General features: G+C 69.9%; 16 protein-coding genes and 1 pseudogene. 9 read left to right on the top strand and 8 right to left on the bottom strand.

Going from position 1 to position 21,279, the window contains the following annotated elements; translation table 11 throughout:
- Positions 1–1,014, top strand: a complete 1,014-nt coding sequence (locus CHC08_RS40045; RefSeq protein WP_089212613.1) for a cytochrome d ubiquinol oxidase subunit II — start codon at positions 1–3, stop codon at positions 1,012–1,014.
- Between the two features lie 13 nt (positions 1,015–1,027).
- Here the strand turns inward: CHC08_RS40045 and CHC08_RS40040 are convergent, their stop codons facing one another.
- Positions 1,028–1,510, bottom strand: coding sequence for a metallophosphoesterase family protein (locus CHC08_RS40040; RefSeq protein ID WP_089212633.1), 483 nt, complete (start codon positions 1,508–1,510; stop codon positions 1,028–1,030).
- Between the two features lie 344 nt (positions 1,511–1,854).
- Here CHC08_RS40040 and CHC08_RS40035 point away from each other — a divergent pair, with 344 nt between their 5' ends.
- Positions 1,855–3,357, top strand: a complete 1,503-nt coding sequence (locus CHC08_RS40035) for a DUF1996 domain-containing protein (RefSeq protein WP_089212612.1) — start codon at positions 1,855–1,857, stop codon at positions 3,355–3,357.
- A gap of 130 nt (positions 3,358–3,487) precedes the next feature.
- Here the strand turns inward: CHC08_RS40035 and CHC08_RS52050 are convergent, their stop codons facing one another.
- The 3 genes from CHC08_RS52050 to CHC08_RS40020 all read right to left on the bottom strand — a co-directional run bounded on the left by CHC08_RS52050 (position 3,488) and on the right by CHC08_RS40020 (position 5,935).
- Positions 3,488–3,874, bottom strand: coding sequence for a hypothetical protein (locus CHC08_RS52050; protein WP_179282491.1), 387 nt, complete (start codon positions 3,872–3,874; stop codon positions 3,488–3,490).
- Between the two features lie 115 nt (positions 3,875–3,989).
- Positions 3,990–4,781 carry an SDR family NAD(P)-dependent oxidoreductase gene (locus tag CHC08_RS40025; RefSeq protein ID WP_089212611.1) on the bottom strand — a complete coding sequence of 264 codons (792 nt, stop codon included), beginning with the start codon at positions 4,779–4,781 and terminating at the stop codon, positions 3,990–3,992.
- A gap of 140 nt (positions 4,782–4,921) precedes the next feature.
- Positions 4,922–5,935, bottom strand: a complete 1,014-nt coding sequence (locus CHC08_RS40020; protein WP_089212610.1) for a zinc-dependent alcohol dehydrogenase — start codon at positions 5,933–5,935, stop codon at positions 4,922–4,924.
- A gap of 135 nt (positions 5,936–6,070) precedes the next feature.
- Here CHC08_RS40020 and CHC08_RS40015 point away from each other — a divergent pair, with 135 nt between their 5' ends.
- Positions 6,071–7,786, top strand: coding sequence for an IlvD/Edd family dehydratase (locus CHC08_RS40015; protein ID WP_089212609.1), 1,716 nt, complete (start codon positions 6,071–6,073; stop codon positions 7,784–7,786).
- A gap of 36 nt (positions 7,787–7,822) precedes the next feature.
- Here the strand turns inward: CHC08_RS40015 and CHC08_RS40010 are convergent.
- A pseudogene (locus tag CHC08_RS40010) lies at positions 7,823–9,391 on the bottom strand (rhamnulokinase).
- Positions 9,392–9,667: 276 nt separating this feature from the next.
- Complete coding sequence (locus CHC08_RS40005) at positions 9,668–12,070, bottom strand: M4 family metallopeptidase (protein ID WP_089212608.1); 2,403 nt, start codon at positions 12,068–12,070, stop codon at positions 9,668–9,670.
- Between the two features lie 637 nt (positions 12,071–12,707).
- On the opposite strand from CHC08_RS40005, the gene CHC08_RS40000 reads away from it, so the two are divergent.
- Positions 12,708–13,736 carry an RNA polymerase subunit sigma-70 gene (locus CHC08_RS40000; protein ID WP_089212607.1) on the top strand — a complete coding sequence of 343 codons (1,029 nt, stop codon included), beginning with the start codon at positions 12,708–12,710 and terminating at the stop codon, positions 13,734–13,736.
- Between the two features lie 400 nt (positions 13,737–14,136).
- Here CHC08_RS40000 and CHC08_RS39995 read toward each other — a convergent pair whose 3' ends face one another.
- On the bottom strand, positions 14,137–15,138 hold the full coding sequence (locus tag CHC08_RS39995) for a COG1361 family protein (RefSeq protein ID WP_089212606.1): 1,002 nt from the start codon (positions 15,136–15,138) through the stop codon (positions 14,137–14,139).
- Between the two features lie 18 nt (positions 15,139–15,156).
- Positions 15,157–15,687 (bottom strand): hypothetical protein, encoded by a 531-nt coding sequence (locus CHC08_RS39990; RefSeq protein ID WP_089212605.1) that lies wholly within the window; start codon positions 15,685–15,687, stop codon positions 15,157–15,159.
- Between the two features lie 384 nt (positions 15,688–16,071).
- Between CHC08_RS39990 and CHC08_RS39985 the strand changes: the two genes are divergently transcribed.
- From CHC08_RS39985 to CHC08_RS39965, 5 genes are all read left to right on the top strand, one after another.
- Complete coding sequence (locus CHC08_RS39985; protein WP_089212604.1) at positions 16,072–17,580, top strand: sugar ABC transporter ATP-binding protein; 1,509 nt, start codon at positions 16,072–16,074, stop codon at positions 17,578–17,580.
- Complete coding sequence (locus tag CHC08_RS39980) at positions 17,577–18,617, top strand: ABC transporter permease (RefSeq protein ID WP_089212603.1); 1,041 nt, start codon at positions 17,577–17,579, stop codon at positions 18,615–18,617. Before CHC08_RS39985 ends, CHC08_RS39980 begins: the two co-directional genes overlap by 4 nt.
- A complete protein-coding gene (locus tag CHC08_RS39975; RefSeq protein ID WP_089212602.1) occupies positions 18,610–19,656 on the top strand; it encodes an ABC transporter permease in 1,047 nt (348 codons plus the stop codon). The genes CHC08_RS39980 and CHC08_RS39975 overlap by 8 nt, the downstream gene beginning before the upstream one ends.
- 47 nt (positions 19,657–19,703) lie before the next feature.
- Positions 19,704–20,795: a rhamnose ABC transporter substrate-binding protein gene (gene rhaS, locus CHC08_RS39970; RefSeq protein WP_089212601.1), complete on the top strand. Its 1,092-nt coding sequence runs from the start codon at positions 19,704–19,706 to the stop codon at positions 20,793–20,795.
- Between the two features lie 80 nt (positions 20,796–20,875).
- A complete protein-coding gene (locus tag CHC08_RS39965; RefSeq protein WP_089212600.1) occupies positions 20,876–21,193 on the top strand; it encodes an L-rhamnose mutarotase in 318 nt (105 codons plus the stop codon).
- Positions 21,194–21,279 lie beyond the last annotated feature (86 nt).

Genomic DNA, 21,279 nt, shown 5'->3' with positions numbered 1-21,279 from the left:
ATGGACCAGGCGCAGGCCCTGCTGATCGTGATGTGGGTGGGCGTGACGCTCTACGCCCTGCTGGCCGGCGCCGACTTCGGCGGGGGCATCCTGGACCTGCTGGCCGGGCGCAGCCGGAAGGGAATGCCGCAGCGCCGCCTCATCGAGCACTCCATCGGCCCGGTGTGGGAGGCCAACCACGTCTGGCTGATCTTTGTCATCGTCGTGCTGTGGACGGGCTTCTCCCCGGTGTTCGCCGCGGTGATGTCCACGCTCTACATCCCGCTGACCCTGGTGGCGCTCGGCATCATCGTCAGGGGAGCCGCCTTCGCCTTCCGCAAGGCCAGCACCGAGCTGTGGCAGCAGCGCCTGTTCGGCGCCGCCTTCGCCGTCTCCTCCGTCCTGACGCCCTTCTTCCTGGGTACGGTCGCCGGAGCCGTCGCCTCCGGGAGAGTGCCTCCCGGTCTCGCGGCCGGGGATCTCGTGAACAGCTGGCTCGCCCCGACCTCGCTGCTGGGCGGGGTCCTCGCGGTCGGCGTCTGCGCCTACCTCGCCGCGGTATATCTGTGCGACGACGCCGTACGGGCCGGACTGCCCGAGCTGGCCGGGGGATTCCGCCGTAGAGCCCTGATCATCGGTCTGGGCGTGGGCGTCGTCGCGCTCGGCGGCGTCGCCGTGCTGCGCGGAGACGCCCCCCGGCTCTTCGAGGGACTCACCCACCGGGCGCTGCCCCTGCTGGTCGCCAGTGCCGTGCTCGGCCTGATCTCCCTCGCCCTGCTGTGGAGGCGGCGCTTCCTGCTCGTCCGGATCACCGCCGCGCTGGCGGTCACTGCGGTCGTGTGGGGCTGGCCGCTCGCGCAGTATCCCGTCATGCTCCCGCCCGGCCTGACCGTCGAGGAGGCCGCCGCCCATCCGTCCGTGCTGACCGCCACGCTGATCGTGCTCGGCGTCGGGGCACTGGTGATACTGCCCTCCATGGTCTGGCTGTTCCTCGTGCAGCGGCGCCTGCCGTACCGTCACGACGCCCCCGGCTGAGGGCCGGCGCCGGTCAGGTGACCGCGACGATCCTGGCGTCGAGGAGGCGGCCGTTCTCGATCCGCAGCAGGCCCAGGGTGCCGTGGGGCTGACGGCGGCGGTCGGTGGGGGAGCCCGGGTTGAAGATGCGCAGGCCGTTCTCGCTGTGGTCGAGCGGGATGTGGGAGTGTCCGAAGACCACCAGGTCGGCCGTGGGGAACCGGCGCCGCATCCGGGCGGTCCGCCCCTGCGCCGCACCGCTGTCGTGGATCATCGCCACGCGCAGCCCGCCGAGATCCAGCTCCAGGGTCTCGGGTGCGACCACGTCGGGCCCGTCGTTGTTGCCCTTGACCACGTGGACCGGCGCGTAGGCGGCGAGCTCGTCCAGCACCCCGGCGACGCAGACGTCACCCGCGTGCAGGATCACGTCGGCGTTCCGGAGATGCTCGGCCACACGCGGCGGACAGGACTTCCACCGCCGAGGGGCGTGGGTGTCGGCCAGCGCCACAACCTTCATGTCCACAGCGTCGCATGCCCGCCCGGGTTCGGGCGTTCAGGATCGCCTTGGCCGGCTCGCCGGTTCCGGGCGTCGCACTCCGCTCTCCGCCGGTCGTCGGTTCCGTCGCCTGCCGACGGCGACGGAACTGGACGATTCTTCACAAAATTCGCAAACGGGGAGACTGGCGTCGGCCTTCCGGCCGGGAGACAGGCCGGGCGCAGGACGGATAACAAAACATTCCGGACTTCTCCGAAGTTTCTGTTATCCACTCGCGACCCAGGGGTCTCCTATGTAGTGGCGCTCGCACGCGCCGCCAGACGTCCCCTGCACGACTTCCCAACAGGACAAGGACTTCATTCACTATGAGCACAACCGCCTCGCGCGGCATCAGAGCCGGACGCGCGTCCTTCGTACGCCAGGTCCGTGGCCTGTCGCTGGCCGGTGTTCTCGTCGGCCTCCTGAGCGCATCCGTGGTGAGCGTCGCCTCCCCGGCCGCCGCGGCCGAGGTGCCCCTCTCGCAGGGCCGTAACGCCACCGTCTCCTCGGCGGAGCGCGGTGACCTGTCGGCCGCGGCCGCCGTCGACGGCAAGACCGGCACCCGCTGGTCCAGCAAGTTCAGCGACCCGCAGTGGCTCTCGGTCGACCTCGGCAAGTCCACCGCCATCAAGAAGGTCGTCATCAACTGGGAGAACGCCCACGCCACGGCGTTCCAGATCCAGACCGCCGCCGGCGGCAGTGGCCCCTGGAAGACGGTGTACAGCACCACGGCGGGCAAGGGCGGCGTCCAGACCATCAACGTGTCGGCCACCGGCCGGTTCGTGCGGCTGTACGCGACCAAGCGGTCCGGCCAGTACGGCGTCTCGCTGTGGGAGTTCCAGGTCTTCGGCACCGGCTCGACCGATCCCGAGCCGAGCACGACCCCCAAGCCCACGCCCAGCGCCACCCCGACCAAGCCCGGGGCGAGCCCGACCCCGACCAAGCCCGTCCCCAGCGCCACCCCGACCACTACCGCGCCTGCCGCCGGCTGGGTGCCGGTGAACCAGGCCGCATGGAAGAAGGCCCTGGACGCATACAACAAGGTCGCACCCGAAGCGGTTCCCGCGGGAATCGTGCGAGTCCCTGAGTTCCACACCAACTGCACGGTGGCCAACGAGGCCAAGGACGACCCGATCGTGCTGCCCGGCCTGTCCGGCGCCTCCCACATGCACACCTTCTTCGGCCCGAAGGTGACGGCGACCACCACGCCGGAAGACCTGCTCGCGAGTCAGACGACCTGCGACGCGCTCGGGGACCACAGCGCCTACTGGGCGCCGACCCTGCTGCGTAACGGCAAAGTGGTCCCGATGAAGAACTTCCGCGTGTACTACGGCTCCCGGCTCAAGGACCCGTCGGATGTCGTGCCGTTCCCGCCGGGTCTGGTCGTGGTGCAGGGCGACGCGAAGCGGCAGGTGGCGACGCCGAAGGGTGCCTCCGGCCAGTTCTGGTGCGCCGGCAGCGCGGAGACCGGACGCAGCGCCGACGGCAACTGGCCCGTCTGCGCACCGGGCGGCAACCTGATCTACCAGCTGACGTTCCAGGACTGCTGGGACGGCAAGAACATCGACTCGCCCGACCACAAGTCGCACATGGGACCGGCCAAGGACGGTAAGTGCTCCGGCGCCTATCCGGTCGCGGTCCCCAACCTCTCGTTCATGCTCGGCTACGACTCCCTCGGCGGTGACGGCCTGGCGCTGTCTTCGGGCCTGGCGTCCTCGATTCACGGGGACTTCATGAACGCCTGGAAGCCGGAGAACCTCGGCGCGCTCGTGAAGGTCTGCATCAACGCGAAGGCCAAGTGCGGCACCACGCCGGGCTGGAAGAAGTGACCGATCCCGGTCGCTAGTTTCACATGATGTGCCGTGCCGGTGATCCCGCGTTTCGCGGGGCCACCGGCACGGCTCGTGTAAGGACACCTCGGATCGACCTGGGCGAAACCTGCGGGCGGAAGAACCGGTCCTACACGGCGCGGGCGAGGGCGATACGGGTGGATCCGCACTGGCCGGCCTCGTAGAACATGTACTCCACGCCACCGTCGGTGCCGAAGGAGGGCGCGGCGCTGCGGCCGTTGTCGGGAGCGCCGGCCATGGCCCGGTGGAAGACTCCGAGATGGATCTCCCGGTCGAAGGCGTTGCCCACCTCGGTGATGAACATGTTTCCGCTGCCGCCGTGATAGACGACGTAGGCGGTGCCGTAGCGCTTGAGCAGGGCGGGCGCGGCGATGCCGGTCTGCTGGTCGGGGCCCGGCGACACCAGCGGGGTCGGATCGAACTGCCACCTCTTGCCGTCGGACGACCGTCCCCAAAAGATCTTGCGGCTGCCCGAGGTGACCCCCATGAAGGTCATGACGTATTTGTTGCCCAGTCCCGGGACCGCGTGCTCGAAGACCCGCGCGTAGGAGGTCTCCGTCGACCCCGGGGATCACTACCGTGTCCGGAGACGTCCTCGTGCCGGCGGCCGGTCAGGGGACGACGGTGGGCACCAGGCCGCCGTCGACCCGTAGCGCGGCGCCGGTGGTGGCCGAGGCGGCGTCCGAGCCGACGTAGTGAACCAGACTGGCGATCTCCTCGGGCCGGATCAACCGCCGCAGGAGCGAGCCGGGGCGCTCCTCGGCCATGAAACGCCGCTCGGCCTCCTCGAACGGGACGTCCGCCCCGACGCGATCGGCGATGAACGTCGCGACGCCCGGGGTGAGCGTGGGCCCCGCGAGTATGGCGTTGACGGTGACGCCGGTGCCGGCGACCTCCTGCGCCAGGCCGCGCGACACCGAGAGCTGCGCGGTCTTGGTGACCCCGTAGTGCACCATCTCGCTGGGGGTCATCAGCGAGGATTCGCTGCTGATGAAGATCACGCGGCCCCAGCCGCTCTTCACCATCGGCGGGGTGTAGTGACGGGCGAGGCGCACTCCGCTGAGGACGTTCACCTCGAAGTAGCGTCGCCACTCCTCGTCGGTGATCTCGAAGAGCGGGACGGCGCCGAAGATGCCGAGGTTGTTCACCAGCACGTCCACGTGCGGCACGGCGTCGAACATGATCTGTGTGCCTTCCGCGGTTCCCAGATCGGCCGCCACGGGGATCAGTCCGTCGTGACCGGTGGCGGAGCGGATCCGTTCGGCCGCGGCCTCGGTCCGCTCCCGGTCCCGGCCGTTGATCACGACCGTCGCGCCGTCGCGGGCGAAGGCGGTGGCGATGGCCTCGCCGATACCGGAGGTCGAGCCGCTGACCAGCACGTTTCGCTTGTCTGTCTTCGTCATGAACCGTTGCCTTCCCCGGCCTGCCGTGCTCGACACCACACGCTTGGCCTCCGCCCCTCACCGTGGGCATCGGTCTCGGCACCGGCCGTGCTCACCCGTGAAGGCCAGGTGATCGAGCGGGCCATCCGCGTATGAGGCGGTCAGATGCGAGGGTCGACGTGGATCTTGGGTCCCGGGCCGGAACCGGCGGGGCGCGACCCCGCGAGAACCTCGCCCACCTCGTCGAGCCCGACGGTGGCCGCCACGAGCGGTCGCGGGTCCACCGATCCGGAGGCGTAGTGCTCGATCGTGCCGGCGAGCCCGGGGGAGGCGCTCAGGACCCCGACGGCCGTGACGTCCTTGAGCACCATCGTGCGGGTGTCGACGGTGCTGGGGCCGCCCGCGAGGCCGATGTAGACCACCCGTTTTCCCGGTTCGACCAGGTCAAGGGCCAGCGCCGGTAGCCCGGGGGCGTTGGAGGCGTCGATGACGGCGTCGAAGGGCAGCGGGGGAAGCCGGTCCGCGGTCCAGGCGCCGTGCACCCCGAGCGTGCGGGCGAAGTCCAGAGATCGCTGGGACAGGCCCATGATGTGAACCTCCGCGCCATGGGCGAGGGCGAACCGGGCAGCGAGCAGGCCGATCGTGCCCGGTCCGAGCACCAGCACCCTGGCTCCCGCCTCCAGCGCCGCCCCCCGTACGGCCCGCAGGGCGTTGCCGCCCGGCTCGACCAGGGCCCCGGCCGTCGCGTCGACCGTGTCCGGCAGCGCGTGCAGCGCCGTGACCGGGACCGCCATCCGCTCGGCCAGGGCGCCGGGCCACCCGCCGCGGATGCCGATCTCGAAGCGGTCCTCGCACACGTGCTGCAGCCCGTTCAGGCAGCGGCGGCACCGGCCGCAGCCGAGCATGGTGTCGCCGGTGGCGCGCCGGCCGATCCAGGCCTCGTCGACGCCGTCGCCGACGGCGGAGACGGTCCCGCACCACTCGTGCCCGAGGCGCATCGGGTATTCGGCGTGTCCCTGGTGGAGGTAGGCCATCTCGCCGGTGAAGAATTCGACGTCGGTGCCGCACACCCCGGCCCGCTCGACGTCGACCACGACCTGTCCCGCCGCCGCGACCGGGGGTTCGACGTCCTCCACCGCGAACCGGCGGGGCCCGGTGACGACGAAAGCTCTCACGCGTGGGGCCTTCCGGTCTGAAATCCGGACGTTAGACTACCGTTCCGGAAGCGGTCTTATACGTCTAAAGGGGATCAAAGCTCTATATAGGGCAAATATCTGGTGGTGGGGGCGAATGGTGGGGGCGAAGATCTGATGGCGGAGCAGCGCAGCTCTCAGTGGTACGCGGGAACCGACCGAAACGCCTACATCCACCGGGCCTGGATGCGGCGGGGGCTACCGGAGCACGCCTTCGACGGCCGGCCGCACATCGCGATCGCCAACACCGCCTCCGATCTGACCCCCTGCAACTCCCACCTCAACGAGGTCGCCGAGAGCGTCAAACAGGGAATCTGGGAGGCCGGGGGCGTCCCGATGAACCTTCCGGTCGTCTCCCTGGGAGAGACCCTGGTCAGGCCGACCGCGATGCTGTGGCGCAACATGGCCGCGATGGCGACCGAGGAGATGCTGCGGGCCAACCCCGTCGACGGCGTGGTCCTGCTGGGCGGCTGCGACAAGACCATTCCGTCCCTGCTGATGGCCGCGGCCTCCGTCGACCTGCCCGCCGTGGTGATGCCCGGCGGCCCCATGCTGACCGGAACCTTCCGGGGGGTGGCACTGGGCTGCGGCACGGACGTGTGGAGGCTCAGCGAGGAGGTTCGCGCGGGCACGCTGTCGGAGAAGGCGTTCATGCGGTCGGAATCATCGATGATCCGCAGCCGGGGGCACTGCAACACCATGGGCACGGCCTCGACCATGGCCTGCGTCGCCGAGGCGCTCGGCATCATCGTCCCCGGCGTCGCCGGCACCCCGGCCCCCGACAGCCGTCTGCTCCAGAGCGCCCATGAGACCGGCCGGCTGGCCGTCGAGCTCATCGAGCGGGGGTGCCGCCCGAGCAACCTGCTGAGCAGGGGCTCGTTCCTCAACGCGATCGTGGCGCTGGCGGCGATCGGCGGCTCGACCAACGCGGTGGTGCACCTGCTGGCCATCGCGGGGCGGCTCGGCATCGAGCTCTCGCTCGACGACTTCGACCGCACCGGCGCCGCGGTGCCGCTCCTGGTCGATCTGCAGCCCGCGGGCCGGCACCTGATGGAGGACTTCCACCGCGCGGGCGGGCTGCAGGCCGTACTGCGCGAGGTCCGTGACCTGCTGGACCCCGACGCGCTGACCGTGACCGGCAGGTCGCTGGTCGAATACCTGGACGAGGCGCAGATCTGGGACAGGACCGTCATCCGCCCGCGCGACGAGCCGTTGCAGATCGCCGCGGGCATCGCCGTGCTCTACGGCAACCTCGCGCCGGGCGGCGCGGTCATCAAGCCCGCCGCGGCCTCGCCCGAGCTGATGAGCCACCGCGGCAGGGCCCTCGTTTTCGACAGCGTCGAGGACATGCACGCCCGGATCGACGACCCCGGCCTCGACGTGGACGCCTCCTCGGTGCTCGTGCTGCGCGGCTGCGGCCCCAAGGGCTACCCGGGGATGCCGGAGGTGGCGAACATGCCGTTGCCGGCCAAGCTCCTGGAGCGGGGGGTGCGGGACATGGTGCGCATCTGCGACGGCCGCATGAGCGGCACCGCGTACGGGACGGTGGTCCTGCACGTGGCGCCCGAGGCGGCGGCGGGCGGCCCGCTGGGGCTGGTCGAGACCGGCGACCCCGTCATCCTGGACGTCGAGGCCAGGCGCCTGGAGCTCGACATCCCGCAGCGGGACCTGGAACAGCGCAAGCCCTCGGCCGCGATGCGGGCGGGTTTCGCCGCGCCCGCCCGGGGATGGGAGCGCCTCTACGTCGATCACGTGATGCAGGCCGACCAGGGCGCCGACCTCGACTTCCTCGTCGGCTCCAGCGGGCACCAGGTCTCCCGCGAATCCCACTGACGGCTCTCGTCGACGGCGGTGCGGCCCGACGACTCCCTACGATTCCCTGAGATGAGAGCCCTCGCCGACGACGGCGCGTTCGTGCGATGAGGGCTCTCGGCGATGATGGCGCGTTCCCGCGACCACCCCGTCCGCGCGCGTGCTCACCGTGGGCGCGGCCTTGCTCCAGAATCTGCTGATACCGGTCAGCTGCCGGAATCGGGAGTAGGCGATCTCGTACGGCTCGCGACCGTCGTCGGGGACGAACAGCCGGGGCCGGAACGAACGGCGGGCGACCTCGCGCAACTCGGTGAGGGAGCCGATGCGGCCGTCGGCCATGACCTGGATCAGCAGGTTGCCGATCCCGACCGCCTCTACCGGCCCCGCGAGCACGGGACGCCCGCCGAAGTCGGCCGTGAGCCGGCAGAGCGTGTCGCTGGAGGCCCCGCCTCCCACGAGGTGTACGGCCTCCACCCGGCGGTCGCTGAGGAACTCCGCCTGCTCCAGGGCCCATCAGTGGGAGCACGCCAGGCTCTCCAGGACGCAGCGCACCGTCTGGGCGCGGTTCGCGGGCGGGGACTGGCCGGTCGAGAGGCAGAAGGCCGCGATCCTGGCCGGCATGTCCCCGGGCTGGAGGAACCCCGGATGGTCGGGATCGATCAGGGGCCCGAAGGGGGGCGCGGCGGCGGCCTCGGAGACCAGATCCGCGTACGAGATCCGTGCGCCCCAGACCCGGCGGCACTCCTGGAGCAGCCAGAGGCCGTTGAGGTTGCGCATGAACCGCACGGTCCCCGTGACGCCGCCCTCGTTGGTGAAGCCCGCGAGCCTGGCGTCCCTGGTCGTGATCGGCCTGTCGATCTCCAGCCCGGCCAGCGACCACGTACCGCACGAGATGTAGCCGACCGAGCCGGAGGAGACGGGAAGCGCCGCCACCGCCGAGGCGGTGTCGTGACCCGCCACGGCGACGACGGTGATGCCGTCGGGGCCGCCGGCCCCGCCGGGGCCCTCACCGCGCAGCGGTCCGGCGACCGTGCCCGGCTCGACGATCGGATGGGCGAAGAGGCGGCGGGGGAGGCCGAGGCGGGCGATGAGGCCGCTCGACCACCGGCCGGTCCTGGCGTCCAGCAGCTGGCTCGTGCTCGCGATCGTCCGTTCGGTGAGCGTCTCGCCGCTCAGCCAGAGCGTGAACAGATCGGGCAGCATCGCCAGGTGGTCGGCCGCCTCCAGCAGTGGGGACCCGGCGTGTGCCAGCAGCTGGCAGGCCGTGTTGGTCGGCATGGGCTGGACGCCGGTCACCTCGTAGTGCTCCTGGGAGGAGACGAGACCCATCAGGCCCGAGGCGTAGGGGTCACGGTGGTGGCGGGGGTTGGCCAGAAGCCGTCTGCCGCGGTCGAGGAGTGCGAAGTCGTTGCCCCAGGCGTTCACGCCGACGCTCGTGACCCGGCTCCGGGAGGCGGCCAGCGCGATTCCCCTGCGGGTCTCCGCCAGGAGGCTGAGGACGTCCCAGTGCAGATCGTCGAGAATGCGGACCGGACGGTTGGCGAAACGGTGCACTTCCCTGACCGAGAGTCGTTCACCATCGAATTCGCCGGTCAGCACCCGGCCGCTTTCAGCTCCGAGATCCACGGCCACATAGGCGGGCACGGTCCAAGCCTAGCCTGAAACCCCACTCCGAAATGGGTTATATATCGAAGATTCTGATGGTTCTTGCCGCGCTGTCGGTTCGAACGGCTCGGCTCGGTGAATACCATGCATCAGATGAAATGGCGAATATCAAATTGTGATGGATCGAATTGATATATGGCGCGCGAGATGCCGCGTATGGTCTTCGCCTTACAGGCGCGCCGGACATGACGCGGCCCCGGCGCCTGTAAGGAGCCGGGGCCGCGAAGGAAATGAGAATCAGGATCTGGTGATCGTCACATTGTCGACCCCGGCCTCAATGAGGCTGGCCGTCGAGGTGTCGGCGGTCTCGATCAGGATCCGGACGGTCTGACCCGCGTAGCTCGACAGGTTGACCGTCGCGGTCTGCCAGGCTCCGACGCGGTTGGAGGCCGCGCCCAGCTGCTGGAAGACCTGGGTGCTGGTGGTGCCGGACAGCACGCGAACCCGGAAGTAGTCGGCGCTGGAGGCGTTGTTGAGGTGGGCGAGGTACCAGGACAGGCTGAGCGTCAGCGTCCCGGTGGGCAGTGCGATCTCGGGTGACCTGATGCTGGTCAGCCCGCCGTCGACGTCGTAGTCACCCGCGGCGGTGCCGGCCAGGCGGCCGGTCACCAGATCGTTGCTCCCGCTGACGGTGGTGCCGATCTGGAGGGCCGTTCCCGCGGAGGTGGTCGCCGCGGGGTCGCCGCGCTCCCACACGCCGGAGGTGGCGGTGTCGGTGCCGCTCGCGTTCGTGGTCCAGCCGAGGCTGGTCTCGAACGTGTCGCTGAAGACGACGTTGCCCGCCGCACCGACGGTGAGCGTGAACGTGGCCGTTCTGTCGACGCTGGCCCCGTCACCGGTGACGGTCACGGTGTAGGAGCCGGAGGCGGCGCCCGACGGGACCGAGATCGTCAGGGTGGAGGAGCCGCCCGAGGTCACTGACGCCGGGCTGAAGGAGGCGGTCGCGCCCGAGGGCAGGCCGGTCGCCGAGAACGACACGCTCTGCGCGCTTCCCGCGGTGGTCTGCGTGCCGACCGTCGCGGTGGCCTGCTGGCCGGGCTGCACGTTCGCCGAGGTCGGGTTGAGCGTCAGGGCGAAGTCGTTGACCGTCGTCCCACAGGAGGCGGGCTCGCCCGAGGCGGCGGGAACGCTCACCGCGGTCCAGGCCGCCTTGGTCGCGTTGAACTCGGTGCAGGAGCCGGGGAACAGCTGGAGCGCGGCCTCCAGTGAGGCCCTGCGGACGAGCTGGTGGGTCCAGGTCGTGGTCTTGCGCTGCAGCGCGCCCAGGAAGATCTGGCCGGCCTTCTGGATGCCGACCCCGGTGACGCTGGAGCCGTTGCAGGTGGGGCTGACCGGCTGGCCGTTGGTCGGGTTGGTGCCCTGGGAGAGCAGGTAGAACCAGTGGTTCTGCACGCCCGCGCCCGCGTGCACCTCAAGGTTCGGCACCGAGGAGGAGTAGCAGTCGGGGTGACCGGAGATCTGCGAAGGCCTGTGCATGTAGCGGATCGGTCCGTTGCCGGACAGGTTGACCTCCTCGCCCACGCTCAGGTCCGGCGGGTCGTACTGCGCCGGCTCGTTGGCGTAGAACTCCGTCAGCGCGCCGAAGATGTCGCCGGTCGACTCGTTGAGCCCGCCCTTCTCGTTGCTGCCGCCCGAGCCGCCGGGGGTGGTCTGGAAGATGGCATGGCCGAACTCGTGGGCCACCACGTCGAGCGGGGTCGCCTGGCGCTGGTTGTCGGCTGAGTGGCCGAAGCTGGTGTAACTGCCGTTCCAGAAGGCGTTGGCGTCGTTGAGCCCGACCCTGATGGGGAAGCCGCCGCCGGTGCCGTTGATGCCGTTACGGCCGAGCCACGCGCTCAGCATGTCCCATTCCTTGCCCACCGCGTAGAGCGCGTCCACGCAGGCGGTCTCCAGGTTGGTGCCCGTGGCGTTGCCCCAGCTGTCGTCGGGCCCGGTGTAGGTGGTACCGGTCTGGCCGCCGCAGCGGACGCCCGAGCGGGCGGGGTCGGCCATGGAGTAGGTCGAGCCGGACAGGGTGGTGCCGATGGTGACCGGGCCGTTGTAGTAGCTGGCGCCCTGGCCGTCCTTGACCTCGTCCCACTTCTCGGCGACCTCACCGGTCTGGGCGTCGACGAAGACGTGGAGCTTGCTCTCGCGGCCCTGGGCCGTGCCGTTCACGACGACTTCGTAGGCGAGCCGTCCCGAGCCCTGGGCCATCACCGACAGCTTCGGAGCGGAGGCCGCGGTGACCTCGGTGCTCTCGGCCTTGGCGATCTCCGCGGCCCTGTCCGCCGACACCGTCGGGGTGACGCCGACGTTCAGCGTCTCGTTCTGGGCGATCGACGTGCTCAGCACCCCGCCGCTGGGATTGGTGACGACGACGAAGTCACCGCCGTAGACCGGCAGACCGGAGTAGGTGCGGCTGTAGGAGACGTAGTTGAGCCCTCCCTTGCCCGGGATGGAGCCCTGGCGGAGGAACTGGTCCCTGGCCGATGCCCTGAGGATGGCCGGATGGGCTTCGACCAGGCGGTCGGCGGACTGGGCGGGGGTGTCGGGGGGAGCTAGGGCGGTCAGCCCGGCTGCTCCAGCCGATGCGGTGGACAGTGCCACGACCACACTGGTCGTCGCGGCCACTAGCGCAAACGCAACAGAGCGTTTCACGCGGTACTCCTTCTGCCGGGCGACGGGACCACGAACTCTTTTGGAGGACAGTCGTGGTCCGTCGAACCTTCTGGACGCGAGACCTCGCCGTGAAATCCGTGAACGCCGCGCGCTGGCGTTAGCGGAAATTGGGGCGGAGAGGCTCGCCGGTACTGGTGGGACTGATCCGCATTTGACTCCATCTCTCCCTGCACGTCAATATTTTGGTAAACAATATTAAATTCACTGTTTGGCAATTAGTTGAGTGATTTACCTGATGTGCCTGATCAGTGCCCTTATGGCCGCTTTAGGACAAGAGGTGCATCATCGGCTCGGGGGACTGGGCAGGCACCGGCCCGAGGCGTTCGCGCCGACCGTCCCCGGGTGCCGAGCCGCCGTCGCCGCAGACCCTCGCGGAGGACGCGCCGCCGACGTCGTCCTGTCCCGCCCGCTCCACGCCGCTCGTCGCCCCCGCCGCTCAGCGACTGGAGACGGCCGGGAAGATCCGCCCCGTCGCGCCGGGGATCACGCTCATCTCCTTCGACGGCTCCGACGGCGCCGGCCGGCTGCGCGCCGACGCGACCTCCGCAGTGATGAGTTGTCGCGCCCGCACCCGTCATACCTACGACGGGACACGACGAGGCGGAAGGATGACGTGATGAGTGCGGACACGCGGCTGGAGGGGCTGGGCATGAGCGAGCTGGGCGGGAGCGGTCTGGGCGGGGCCGGTCTGGGTGAGGTCGACGAGCCGGCGTTCTCGGGGCTGGCGGAGCGGCACCGGCGGGAGCTGCACGTGCACTGCTACCGGATGCTCGGGTCGTTCGAGGACGCCGAGGACACCGTGCAGGAGACGTTCCTCCGTGCCTGGCGGCGGCGGGAGACCTTCGAGGGGCGGTCGACGTTCCGGGCCTGGCTGTACCGGATCGCCACCAACGCCTGCCTGGACCTGCTCGCCAAGTGCCGCCCGGAGCCCGCGACCGGCGGCGAGGTGCTGTGGCTGCAGCCCTACCCGGACCGGCTGCTCGACGAGCTGCCCGCGGGCGACGCGGACGAGCCGGAGACCGTCGCCGTCGCGCGGGAGACGATCGAGCTGGCATACCTGGTCGCAGTCCAGCACCTCGCGCCGCGCCCGCGGGCCGTGCTGATCCTGCGGGACGTGCTCGGCTGGCCGGCGAAGGACGTCGCGGAGCTCCTCGGGGACTCCGTCAACTCCGTGAACAGCGCGCTGCAGCGGGCCCGCGCCGGCATGCGGGAACACCTGCCCGCCGAGCGGCAGGACTGGACCGGCGGCGAGGAGGACGCCGGGACGCGCGAGCTGGTGCGCCGCTTCACCGACGCCAGCGTGGCCACGGACATCGACGGGCTCGCCGCACTGCTGCGGGACGACGTCCGCTGCTCGATGCCGCCCACGCCGGGCCTGTACGTCGGTCGCGACGCGGTGGTGAACAACTGGGTCGAGGACGGGTTCGAGGGCCTGGGGGACCTGCGCACCGTTCTGACCTCGGTGAACCGGCAGCCCGCCGTCGCCTTCTACCTGTGGCAGGAGCGCGAGGGCGCGTACCTGCCGCTGACGATCGACGTCCTGCGCGTCACCGGCGGGGCGATCACCGAGATCGTCATCTTCCACGACGACCAGTTCCCGCGGCTCGGGCTGCCGGAGCGCCTGCCGGCGGACGGCACGGAGTAGTCCCGGTGTGGACGCTCGCGCTGCGAGGTGGCGCGCGTGTCGCGGTGGTCGCGGCCGAGTGGTGCGACGCGTTACCGCCACCACCACCGCCCTCCTCGGGCTGCACCTCGTCCCTGCGACGGTGATGATCCCCACCCTGGCGCGGAGCCTCCGCACCCGGGCGGAAATGGCAGCGCGTACTCAGCTCGCCGAATAGCGGCATGTCGCGGTGCTCGATCCGGCCACGGGAACGCTCACGGCGCTGCGTACGGAACAGATCCTCGTCGCGGTCACCGTGAACGGCGTCACCCGGCGGTCGACGGTCGTGCTGCCGGCGCGGGCGGCCTGACCTGACGGCCCGTCGGGCGGATCACCGGCGGGGATTCTTCGCGATACGGCGGGGCCGTACCGCAAAGGATCGTCACGGCCCCGCTTGGGCGATGCGACGACCGCGCCTGAGCAGGACGACGGCCAGCCCGGTCGCGGTCAGGATCAGGCCCGCCGTGATCGCCACCGGAAGGAGATCCGCCTCCGTCGGCACCGCCGCCGCCAGGCCGACGGAGGACGGGAAGCGGATGGTTGCCTGGGCGACGCGTTTCACCAGCCCGCTCTGCAGGCGGATCCGCGCCTTCCACGGTCCGTCGGGCACCTGGTCGCTGAGAGGCACGGTGGCGGTGCCGGTGCCGCCGGGAGGGAGGGTCGTGCCGAGCTCGACGTCGAACGGCCCCGCGCTCATGCCCCCCGGACCCTCGGAGAGCCGCAGGTCACCGGTCAGGTCGAGGGCGCGGCCCCCCGTGTTGTGCACCTGGGCGAGGACCATCGGCTTGCCGTCGGCCGTCCGCTGGGTCGTCAGCGTGTCGATGGTGAAGTCCGTCGGCGGCGCGCCACCGGGGCCGACCGAGAGATAGAGCCGGACGCCGACACGGTTCACCTCGTTGACGCCGCCGGAGGGTGCGATCGTGGTCACCTCGGCCCACACCACGGCGTAACGCTCTGCGGCGGAGGCCCTGTCCGGAACGGTGACGGTCACGGTGGGCATGGAGCTGCTGTGCGGCGCCAGGGTCAGCCCACGAGGGGCTACCGAGGTCCAGGTGGACAGCTCGTTGGCGGTGTGGCCTTCGGCGAACGCGAACTTCCCGTTGCTGATCGACGCCGCGGCTGAATACAGCTCCACCCGCAGGGGAGCGTCGGATGAGTTGGTCACCTCGATCCGCCGGTCGATGGTCATGCCCGGCCTGAGGTGGTCGACGATGTAGCGCCGGGCCCGCTGGTCGGCCCGGGCCGCGATCGGCACGTCGACCAGCCGGATCCCGATGCCGTCCGGTGAGGGTCGGCCGGCTGCCTGGGCGGACGCCTGCGACATGCCGGTGGCCGGGGCGAGCACGGCCACCAGCAGCGCCAGAGAGGCGAGACGGTGAAACACGGTCGTCGCTGATCCCGGCTAGGCCACCGAGTGGGTGATCGTGCCGGTATAGACGCCGGCGACGGCCGCCGGAGGCAGGGCTATGGTGATCAACGGGTTCCAGGTGGCGGAGTTGTTGCCCACGATCGCGGTGGCGGTCATGGCGACGAGAGGCACGGCCAGGTCATCGGTCTCACCGGGGTCCAAGGTCACCGTGCCGGTCGAGGCGGTGACTGTGCGGGGATCGTAGGTGACCGCCGAGGCCGGGATGGTCTCGGCCGCCGTCCCGCCGCCGGTGGTGAAGGACGTGGAGCTGACGGTGACGACCCACCCGGCGTCCAGGGCGCCGCGGGTGTCGGTCACCGTGACGGGGCCGAGCGCGCCCGAGACGCTGGTGGCGCCTGCGGCCACGTCGCCCAGGTCCGCGGTCGCCGGTACGACGATGTCGAGCGTCCCGGCCGTGATCTCGAATGTGACGATGGTGTCGCCGGTTGGGGCGGCGGCGGCGGGTAGGGCGAAGGCCATGGCGAAAGCGGCGGCCGAGGCGAGGACGAACAGTGGACTGCGCATAGTGGATCCCAAACCGTAGTGATGCGGAAGAGCGTTTGAAAGCGAGCCTCTCCGCTCGAAGTGGATCAAGCCTTCAGAAACTAACACGCTCCGTTTTCGACCATTTACTCTCCGTGGTCGTATTGAGATCAAAAGTCTCGTCAACTTCGCCCGAGACGTTCCCGGCTCCGGGCTCGGCCGGGGTGGTTAAAACGTAATAAGCGAAAAGCTCGCTCGCGCGGCTCGCCGTGCGCGGGCGAGCCGGCCTGGAGGGATGCCGCGGTGAGAGCGGCGGAGGCCGTGTAACGCTAAGGAAACGGCATGTTCATGCTCCATTGACACCCGTCGGAGCTTGGTTCTACTGTCCACCACAACCCGTTAAATCGTTTTTGGCAGGAGCTGCTGGTGGGAGAAACCGGGCCAGAGCAGCCCACTCTGGCGCTATCACATGTCAGCAAGGCCTTCGGCGCGGTGCGGGCCCTACGAGACGTCTCGCTGGAGCTCTTCGCCGGTGAGGCCCACGCTCTCGCCGGAGAGAACGGCGCCGGAAAGTCGACGCTGGTCAAGACGCTGGCCGGGGTGCACCGTCCCGACAGCGGCCAGGTGCTGCTGGACGGCGAGCCCGTGGTCTTCCACGGACCGGCCGATGCCCAGCAGGCCGGCGTCGCCGTCATCTACCAGGAACCGACGCTCTTCCCCGACCTGTCGGTCGCCGAGAACATCTTCATGGGCAGGCAGCCCCGGGGCGGTCTGGGCCGCATTGATCGCAGGACCATGAACGCCGAGGCCGACAAGCTGTTCGAGCGGCTCGGCGTCGGGCTCGACCCGCAGCGGCCCGCCCGCGGCCTGTCCATCGCCGACCAGCAGCTCGTCGAGATCGCCAAGGCCCTGTCCAGGAACGCGCGAGTGCTCATCATGGACGAGCCCACCGCGGCCCTGTCGGGCAACGAGGTGGCACGGCTGTTCAACGTGGTCAAGGCACTGCGGGAGCAGGGCTGCGCGGTCCTGTTCATCTCCCACCGGCTGGATGAGATCTTCGAGCTCTGCCAGCGGGTCACGACTCTCCGCGACGGCGCCTGGATCGCCGCCGAGCCGGTTGAGGGCCTGACGCACGAGGACCTGATCCGGCGCATGGTCGGCCGTGACCTGGATGCGCTCTACCCCAAGCAGGAGACCGTGGCGGGCGAGGTCGCCCTGAAGGTGGACCGGCTGACCAGGGAGGGCGTCTTCGCCGACGTCTCCTTCGAGGTACGGCGGGGCGAGATCGTGGCACTGGCCGGTCTGGTCGGCGCCGGGCGCAGCGAGGTCGCACGGGCGATCTTCGGGATCGACCGGTTCGACGCCGGATCGGTGACGGTCGGCGGCACCCGGCTGCCCGCCGCCTCCCCGACCGCCGCCATGGCGGCGGGACTGGCCCTGGTGCCGGAGGACCGGCGCCAGCAGGGGCTGGTCATGGAGCTTTCGATCGAGCGCAACATCGGGCTGGCGGGCCTGCGGGATCTCAGGAAGGGACCCCTGATCTCGCGTGCCGCCGAGCGCGACCGGGCCAGGGACTGGGCCGTACGGCTGCAGCTGAAGTTCGGCCGGCTGACCGACGGGGTGGGAGTGCTGTCGGGCGGCAACCAGCAGAAGGTCGTGCTGGCCAAGTGGCTGGCGACCGGCCCCTCGGTGCTGATCGTCGACGAGCCCACCCGGGGCATCGACGTCGGCACCAAGGCCGAGGTGCACCGGTTGCTCTCCGAGCTCGCCGCCCAGGGGATCGCCGTACTGATGATCTCCTCCGACCTGCCCGAGGTGCTGGGCATGGCCGACCGGGTGCTCGTCATGCACGAGGGGCGGATCGCCGCCGAGATCCCCCGCGCCGATGCCACCGAGGAGAGCGTCATGTCCGCAGCGACCGGGAGGGCCGCATGAGCACGGTGACAACCACGCCGCCGGCCCCGGCGGCGGGACGCAGCGCCCGCAACCTGGTCGACATGGTCTTCCGGGCGCGGGAGCTGAGCCTGGTCGCGGCCCTGGTGGTTCTGGTCGGCGTGACCGCGGTGGCCAACTCCAACTTCCTGTCCGGCCAGGGCGTCAAGGACATCCTGCTCAACACCTCGATCCTCGCGCTGCTGGCCGTGGGCCAGTCGGCGGTGGTCATGACGCGGAACATCGACCTGTCCGTCGGCTCGGTCGTCGGCCTGGTCGCCTTCACCACCGGCGACTTCCTCTCCGCCGACCACAGCAGGGGCATCGTCTCCGTGGTGATCCTGGGCATCGCGATCGGCGCCGCCTGCGGGCTGATCAACGGTCTGCTGGTCAGCTTCTGCCGGGTGCCCGCCCTCGTGGTGACCCTCGGCACGCTCTACGTCATCCAGGGCGTCGACTACTACCTCGCGCACGGGCGGCAGATCAACGCGGTCGACCTGCCGCCCGGCCTGCTCGACCTGGGCAACGGCAGCGTGCTCGGCGTGCCGTACCTGCCGTTGATCACCGTCCTCATCATGCTGGCTATGGGCTTCTACCTGCGGTCCTATCCGTCGGGCCGGGAGTTCTACGCCATCGGTTCCAGCCCCGAGGCCGCGCTTCTCGCGGGGATCCCGGTACGGCGGCGCGTTTTGGCCGCCTACCTGCTCAGCGGAGCGCTCGCCGGTCTCGGCGGCGTGCTCTGGCTGGCCAGGTTCGGCACGGTCGTCGCCGACTCGGCGAACGGCTGGGAGCTTCTGGTCGTGAGCGCCGTCGTCGTCGGCGGGGTGGCCATCACCGGCGGCGTGGGAAGCGTCTACGGCGCGACACTCGGCGCCCTGCTCCTCACGACGATCGGCAGCGCCCTGGTGGTGCTGCGCGTCAACCCGTTCTGGCAGCAGGCCGTCACCGGCGCGTTACTGCTCCTGGCGATCAGCGTCGACCGGGTGCTGGCGTTGCGCGTCGCTCGGCTGCTGCGAAGGAGGAACGTCCGCCGTGTCTGAAACAACGTCCGAGGCCGCGCCGGCCCAGAAGGCGTCTCCCGGGCCGGACGCCCCCGGCCCAGGAACCTCCAGGCGAGGCGTCGGCCACCTTCTCCGCTGGGACGTGCTCGTCACCGCCCTGCTGCTGGTCGTCTTCCTCGGGGGCTCGCTCACCTCCCCGAGCTTCGCGAGCGCGGGCAACCTGTCGTTCGCGCTCGGAGACCTCGGCGAGATCGCGCTGATCGCCCTGGCGATGACGATGCTCGTCGTCGCCGCCGAGGTGGACCTGTCGGTCGCCTCGGTGCTGGGCCTGTCCAGCGCGCTGGTGGGCTCGCTGTGGGACGCCGGCTGGTCGATCGAGACGATCATCCCGCTGGTGATCGTGGTCGGGGCGGTGTGCGGCCTGGTCAACGGACTCCTGGTGACCAGGCTGGGACTGCCCTCCCTCGCGGTCACCATCGGGACGATGGCTCTCTACCGGGGGCTCGCCTACGTCGTGCTCGGAGACAGGGCCATCGCCGAGTTCCCCCAGCAGTACGCCTCCCTCGCGGTGGACGACGTGCCCGGCACCCCGATCCCGTACCCGGTGGCGCTGTTCGTCGTGCTGGCCGTGGTGACCGCGATCGTCCTGCACTCCACCGGTTTCGGCCGGTCCCTGTTCGCCATCGGCTCGCAGGAGGAGGCCGCCTTCTTCGCCGGGATCCGGGTCAAGCGGATCAAGCTCGTGCTGTTCGTGCTCTCCGGCACGATCGCCGCCTTCGCCGGCGTCATCTTCACCCTCCGGTACGGCAGTGCCCGCGCCGACAACGGCGTCGGCATCGAACTGGCGGTCATCGCCGCGGTGCTGATCGGCGGTGTCGACTTCGACGGAGGCAAGGGCACCCTCGGCGGTGTGATCGCCGGAGTGCTGCTCATCGGCCTCCTGCGCAACCTGCTCATGCTCAACGACGTGACGACCGAGATCCAGTCGGTCGTCACCGGTCTGCTTCTCATCGTCTCGGTGCTCACTCCGCGCCTCGCGGCCGTCATACGGCAGCGGCGCCGATTGCCGGCCCCGTGAAACCCGTCAGCCACAACTCATCGAGCAAGATCGGTAAGAGAGGAATAATGGTGACAAAAGCCCCCCGGCGGATGGCCTCCGCCGTCGTCGCCGCGAGCCTGCTCGTCCTGGGCCTGGCGGCCTGCGGCGGGACCACCAAGGACTCGGCGGCCTCCGCGCCTCCCGCGGCGGCCCCCGCGTCCTCGGCTCCCGCCAAGGCCGACCCGAACGCGCCGATCAAGGAGGGCCTGAAGATCGCCTTCCTGCCCAAGCAGATCAACAACCCGTACGAGACGATCGTCGACAAGGCGGGCATCGAGGCGGCCGCGGAGTACAAGGGTGAGGCCAAGGAGGTCGGCCCGTCCGACGCCTCCGCCTCCTCACAAGTCTCCTACATCAACACGCTGACCCAGCAGGGCCACGACGCCATCCTGATCGCGGCCAACGACGCCAACGCGGTGTGCGGCCCGCTCCAGCAGGCCAGGGCCAAGGGCATCAAGATCGTGGCCTACGACTCGGACGCCTCCAAGGACTGCCGGGACCTCTTCATCAACCAGGCCAACTCCGAGGAGATCGGCCGCAGCCAGGTCAAGCTGCTCGCCGACATGATCGATCACAAGGGCGAGATCGCGATCCTCTCCGCGACGGCCAACGCGACGAACCAGAACACCTGGATCGAGTTCATGAAGGACGAGCTCACCAAGCCCGAGTACAAGGACATGAAGCTGGTCAAGGTCGCCTATGGCGACGACGACGACCAGAAGTCCTTCCAGGAGACCCAGGGACTGCTCCAGGCCTACCCGGACCTGAAGGGCATCATCTCGCCGACCACCGTCGGCATCTCCGCCGGAGCCCGCTACATCTCCGGCTCCAAGTACAAGGGCAAGGTCGTCCTGACGGGCCTCGGCACTCCCAACCAGATGCGCCAGTTCGTCAAGGACAAGACCGTCCAGAAGTTCGCGCTGTGGAACCCGAAGGACCTCGGCTACCTCGCCTCCTACGCCGCCGCCGCGCTGGCCTCCGGCCAGATCACCGGCGCCGAGGGAGAGGTGCTCAAGGCGGGCAAGCTCGGCGAGCGGACCATCGGCAAGGACGGTGAGATCATCCTCGGCCCGCCGTTCACCTTCGACGCGGCCAACATCGACCAGTTCGACTTCTGAGAATTCTCAAGAAGCACCCCCTGCGGCTCGCGCCCACCGGCACGGGCAGGCGCGAGCCGCAGGGTGGGGGAAGGCGTTTCATGCAGCGTGTCTGCTTCCTGCTGAAGGTGCGGCCCGACCGCCTGGACGAATATCGCGAGCGTCACCGGACGGTGTGGCCCGAGATGCAGGACGCCCTGCGGGCCACCGGCTGGCATAACTACTCGCTGTTCCTGCGCGAGGACGGGCTCCTCGTCGGCTACCTGGAGACCGAGGACTTCGACGCGGCCCGTGACGGCATGGCGGCGACCGAGGTCAACGCGCGATGGCAGGCCGAGATGGCGCCGTTCTTCGAAGAACTCGACGGCAGGCCGGACGAGGGGTTCGTGACCCTCGTCGAGGCCTTCCATCTGGATTAGGGATTTTTATGATCAAGGACTTGCTGCGGCGGCAGCACATCGAGACCCCGTCATGGGCGTTCGGCAACTCCGGCACCCGATTCAAG

It is taken from the genome of Streptosporangium subroseum (genome assembly GCF_900188345.1).
GTDB classification, from domain to species: Bacteria; Actinomycetota; Actinomycetes; order Streptosporangiales; family Streptosporangiaceae; genus Streptosporangium; species Streptosporangium subroseum.
This window is presented reverse-complemented; position numbering and strand designations above follow the sequence as displayed.

Bases quoted from the DNA above. Each gene is read 5' to 3' on its own strand.
- CHC08_RS40045 (WP_089212613.1), top strand. From the start codon at position 1: ATGGACCAGGCGCAGGCCCTGCTGATCGTGATGTGGGTGGGCGTGACG.
- CHC08_RS40040 (WP_089212633.1), bottom strand. From the start codon at position 1,510: ATGAAGGTTGTGGCGCTGGCCGACACCCACGCCCCTCGGCGGTGGAAG.
- CHC08_RS40035 (WP_089212612.1), top strand. From the start codon at position 1,855: ATGAGCACAACCGCCTCGCGCGGCATCAGAGCCGGACGCGCGTCCTTC.
- CHC08_RS52050 (WP_179282491.1), bottom strand. From the start codon at position 3,874: ATGACCTTCATGGGGGTCACCTCGGGCAGCCGCAAGATCTTTTGGGGA.
- CHC08_RS40025 (WP_089212611.1), bottom strand. From the start codon at position 4,781: ATGACGAAGACAGACAAGCGAAACGTGCTGGTCAGCGGCTCGACCTCC.
- CHC08_RS40015 (WP_089212609.1), top strand. From the start codon at position 6,071: ATGGCGGAGCAGCGCAGCTCTCAGTGGTACGCGGGAACCGACCGAAAC.
- CHC08_RS40000 (WP_089212607.1), top strand. From the start codon at position 12,708: ATGAGTGCGGACACGCGGCTGGAGGGGCTGGGCATGAGCGAGCTGGGC.
- CHC08_RS39990 (WP_089212605.1), bottom strand. From the start codon at position 15,687: ATGCGCAGTCCACTGTTCGTCCTCGCCTCGGCCGCCGCTTTCGCCATG.
- CHC08_RS39980 (WP_089212603.1), top strand. From the start codon at position 17,577: ATGAGCACGGTGACAACCACGCCGCCGGCCCCGGCGGCGGGACGCAGC.
- rhaS (WP_089212601.1), top strand. From the start codon at position 19,704: ATGGTGACAAAAGCCCCCCGGCGGATGGCCTCCGCCGTCGTCGCCGCG.
- CHC08_RS39965 (WP_089212600.1), top strand. From the start codon at position 20,876: ATGCAGCGTGTCTGCTTCCTGCTGAAGGTGCGGCCCGACCGCCTGGAC.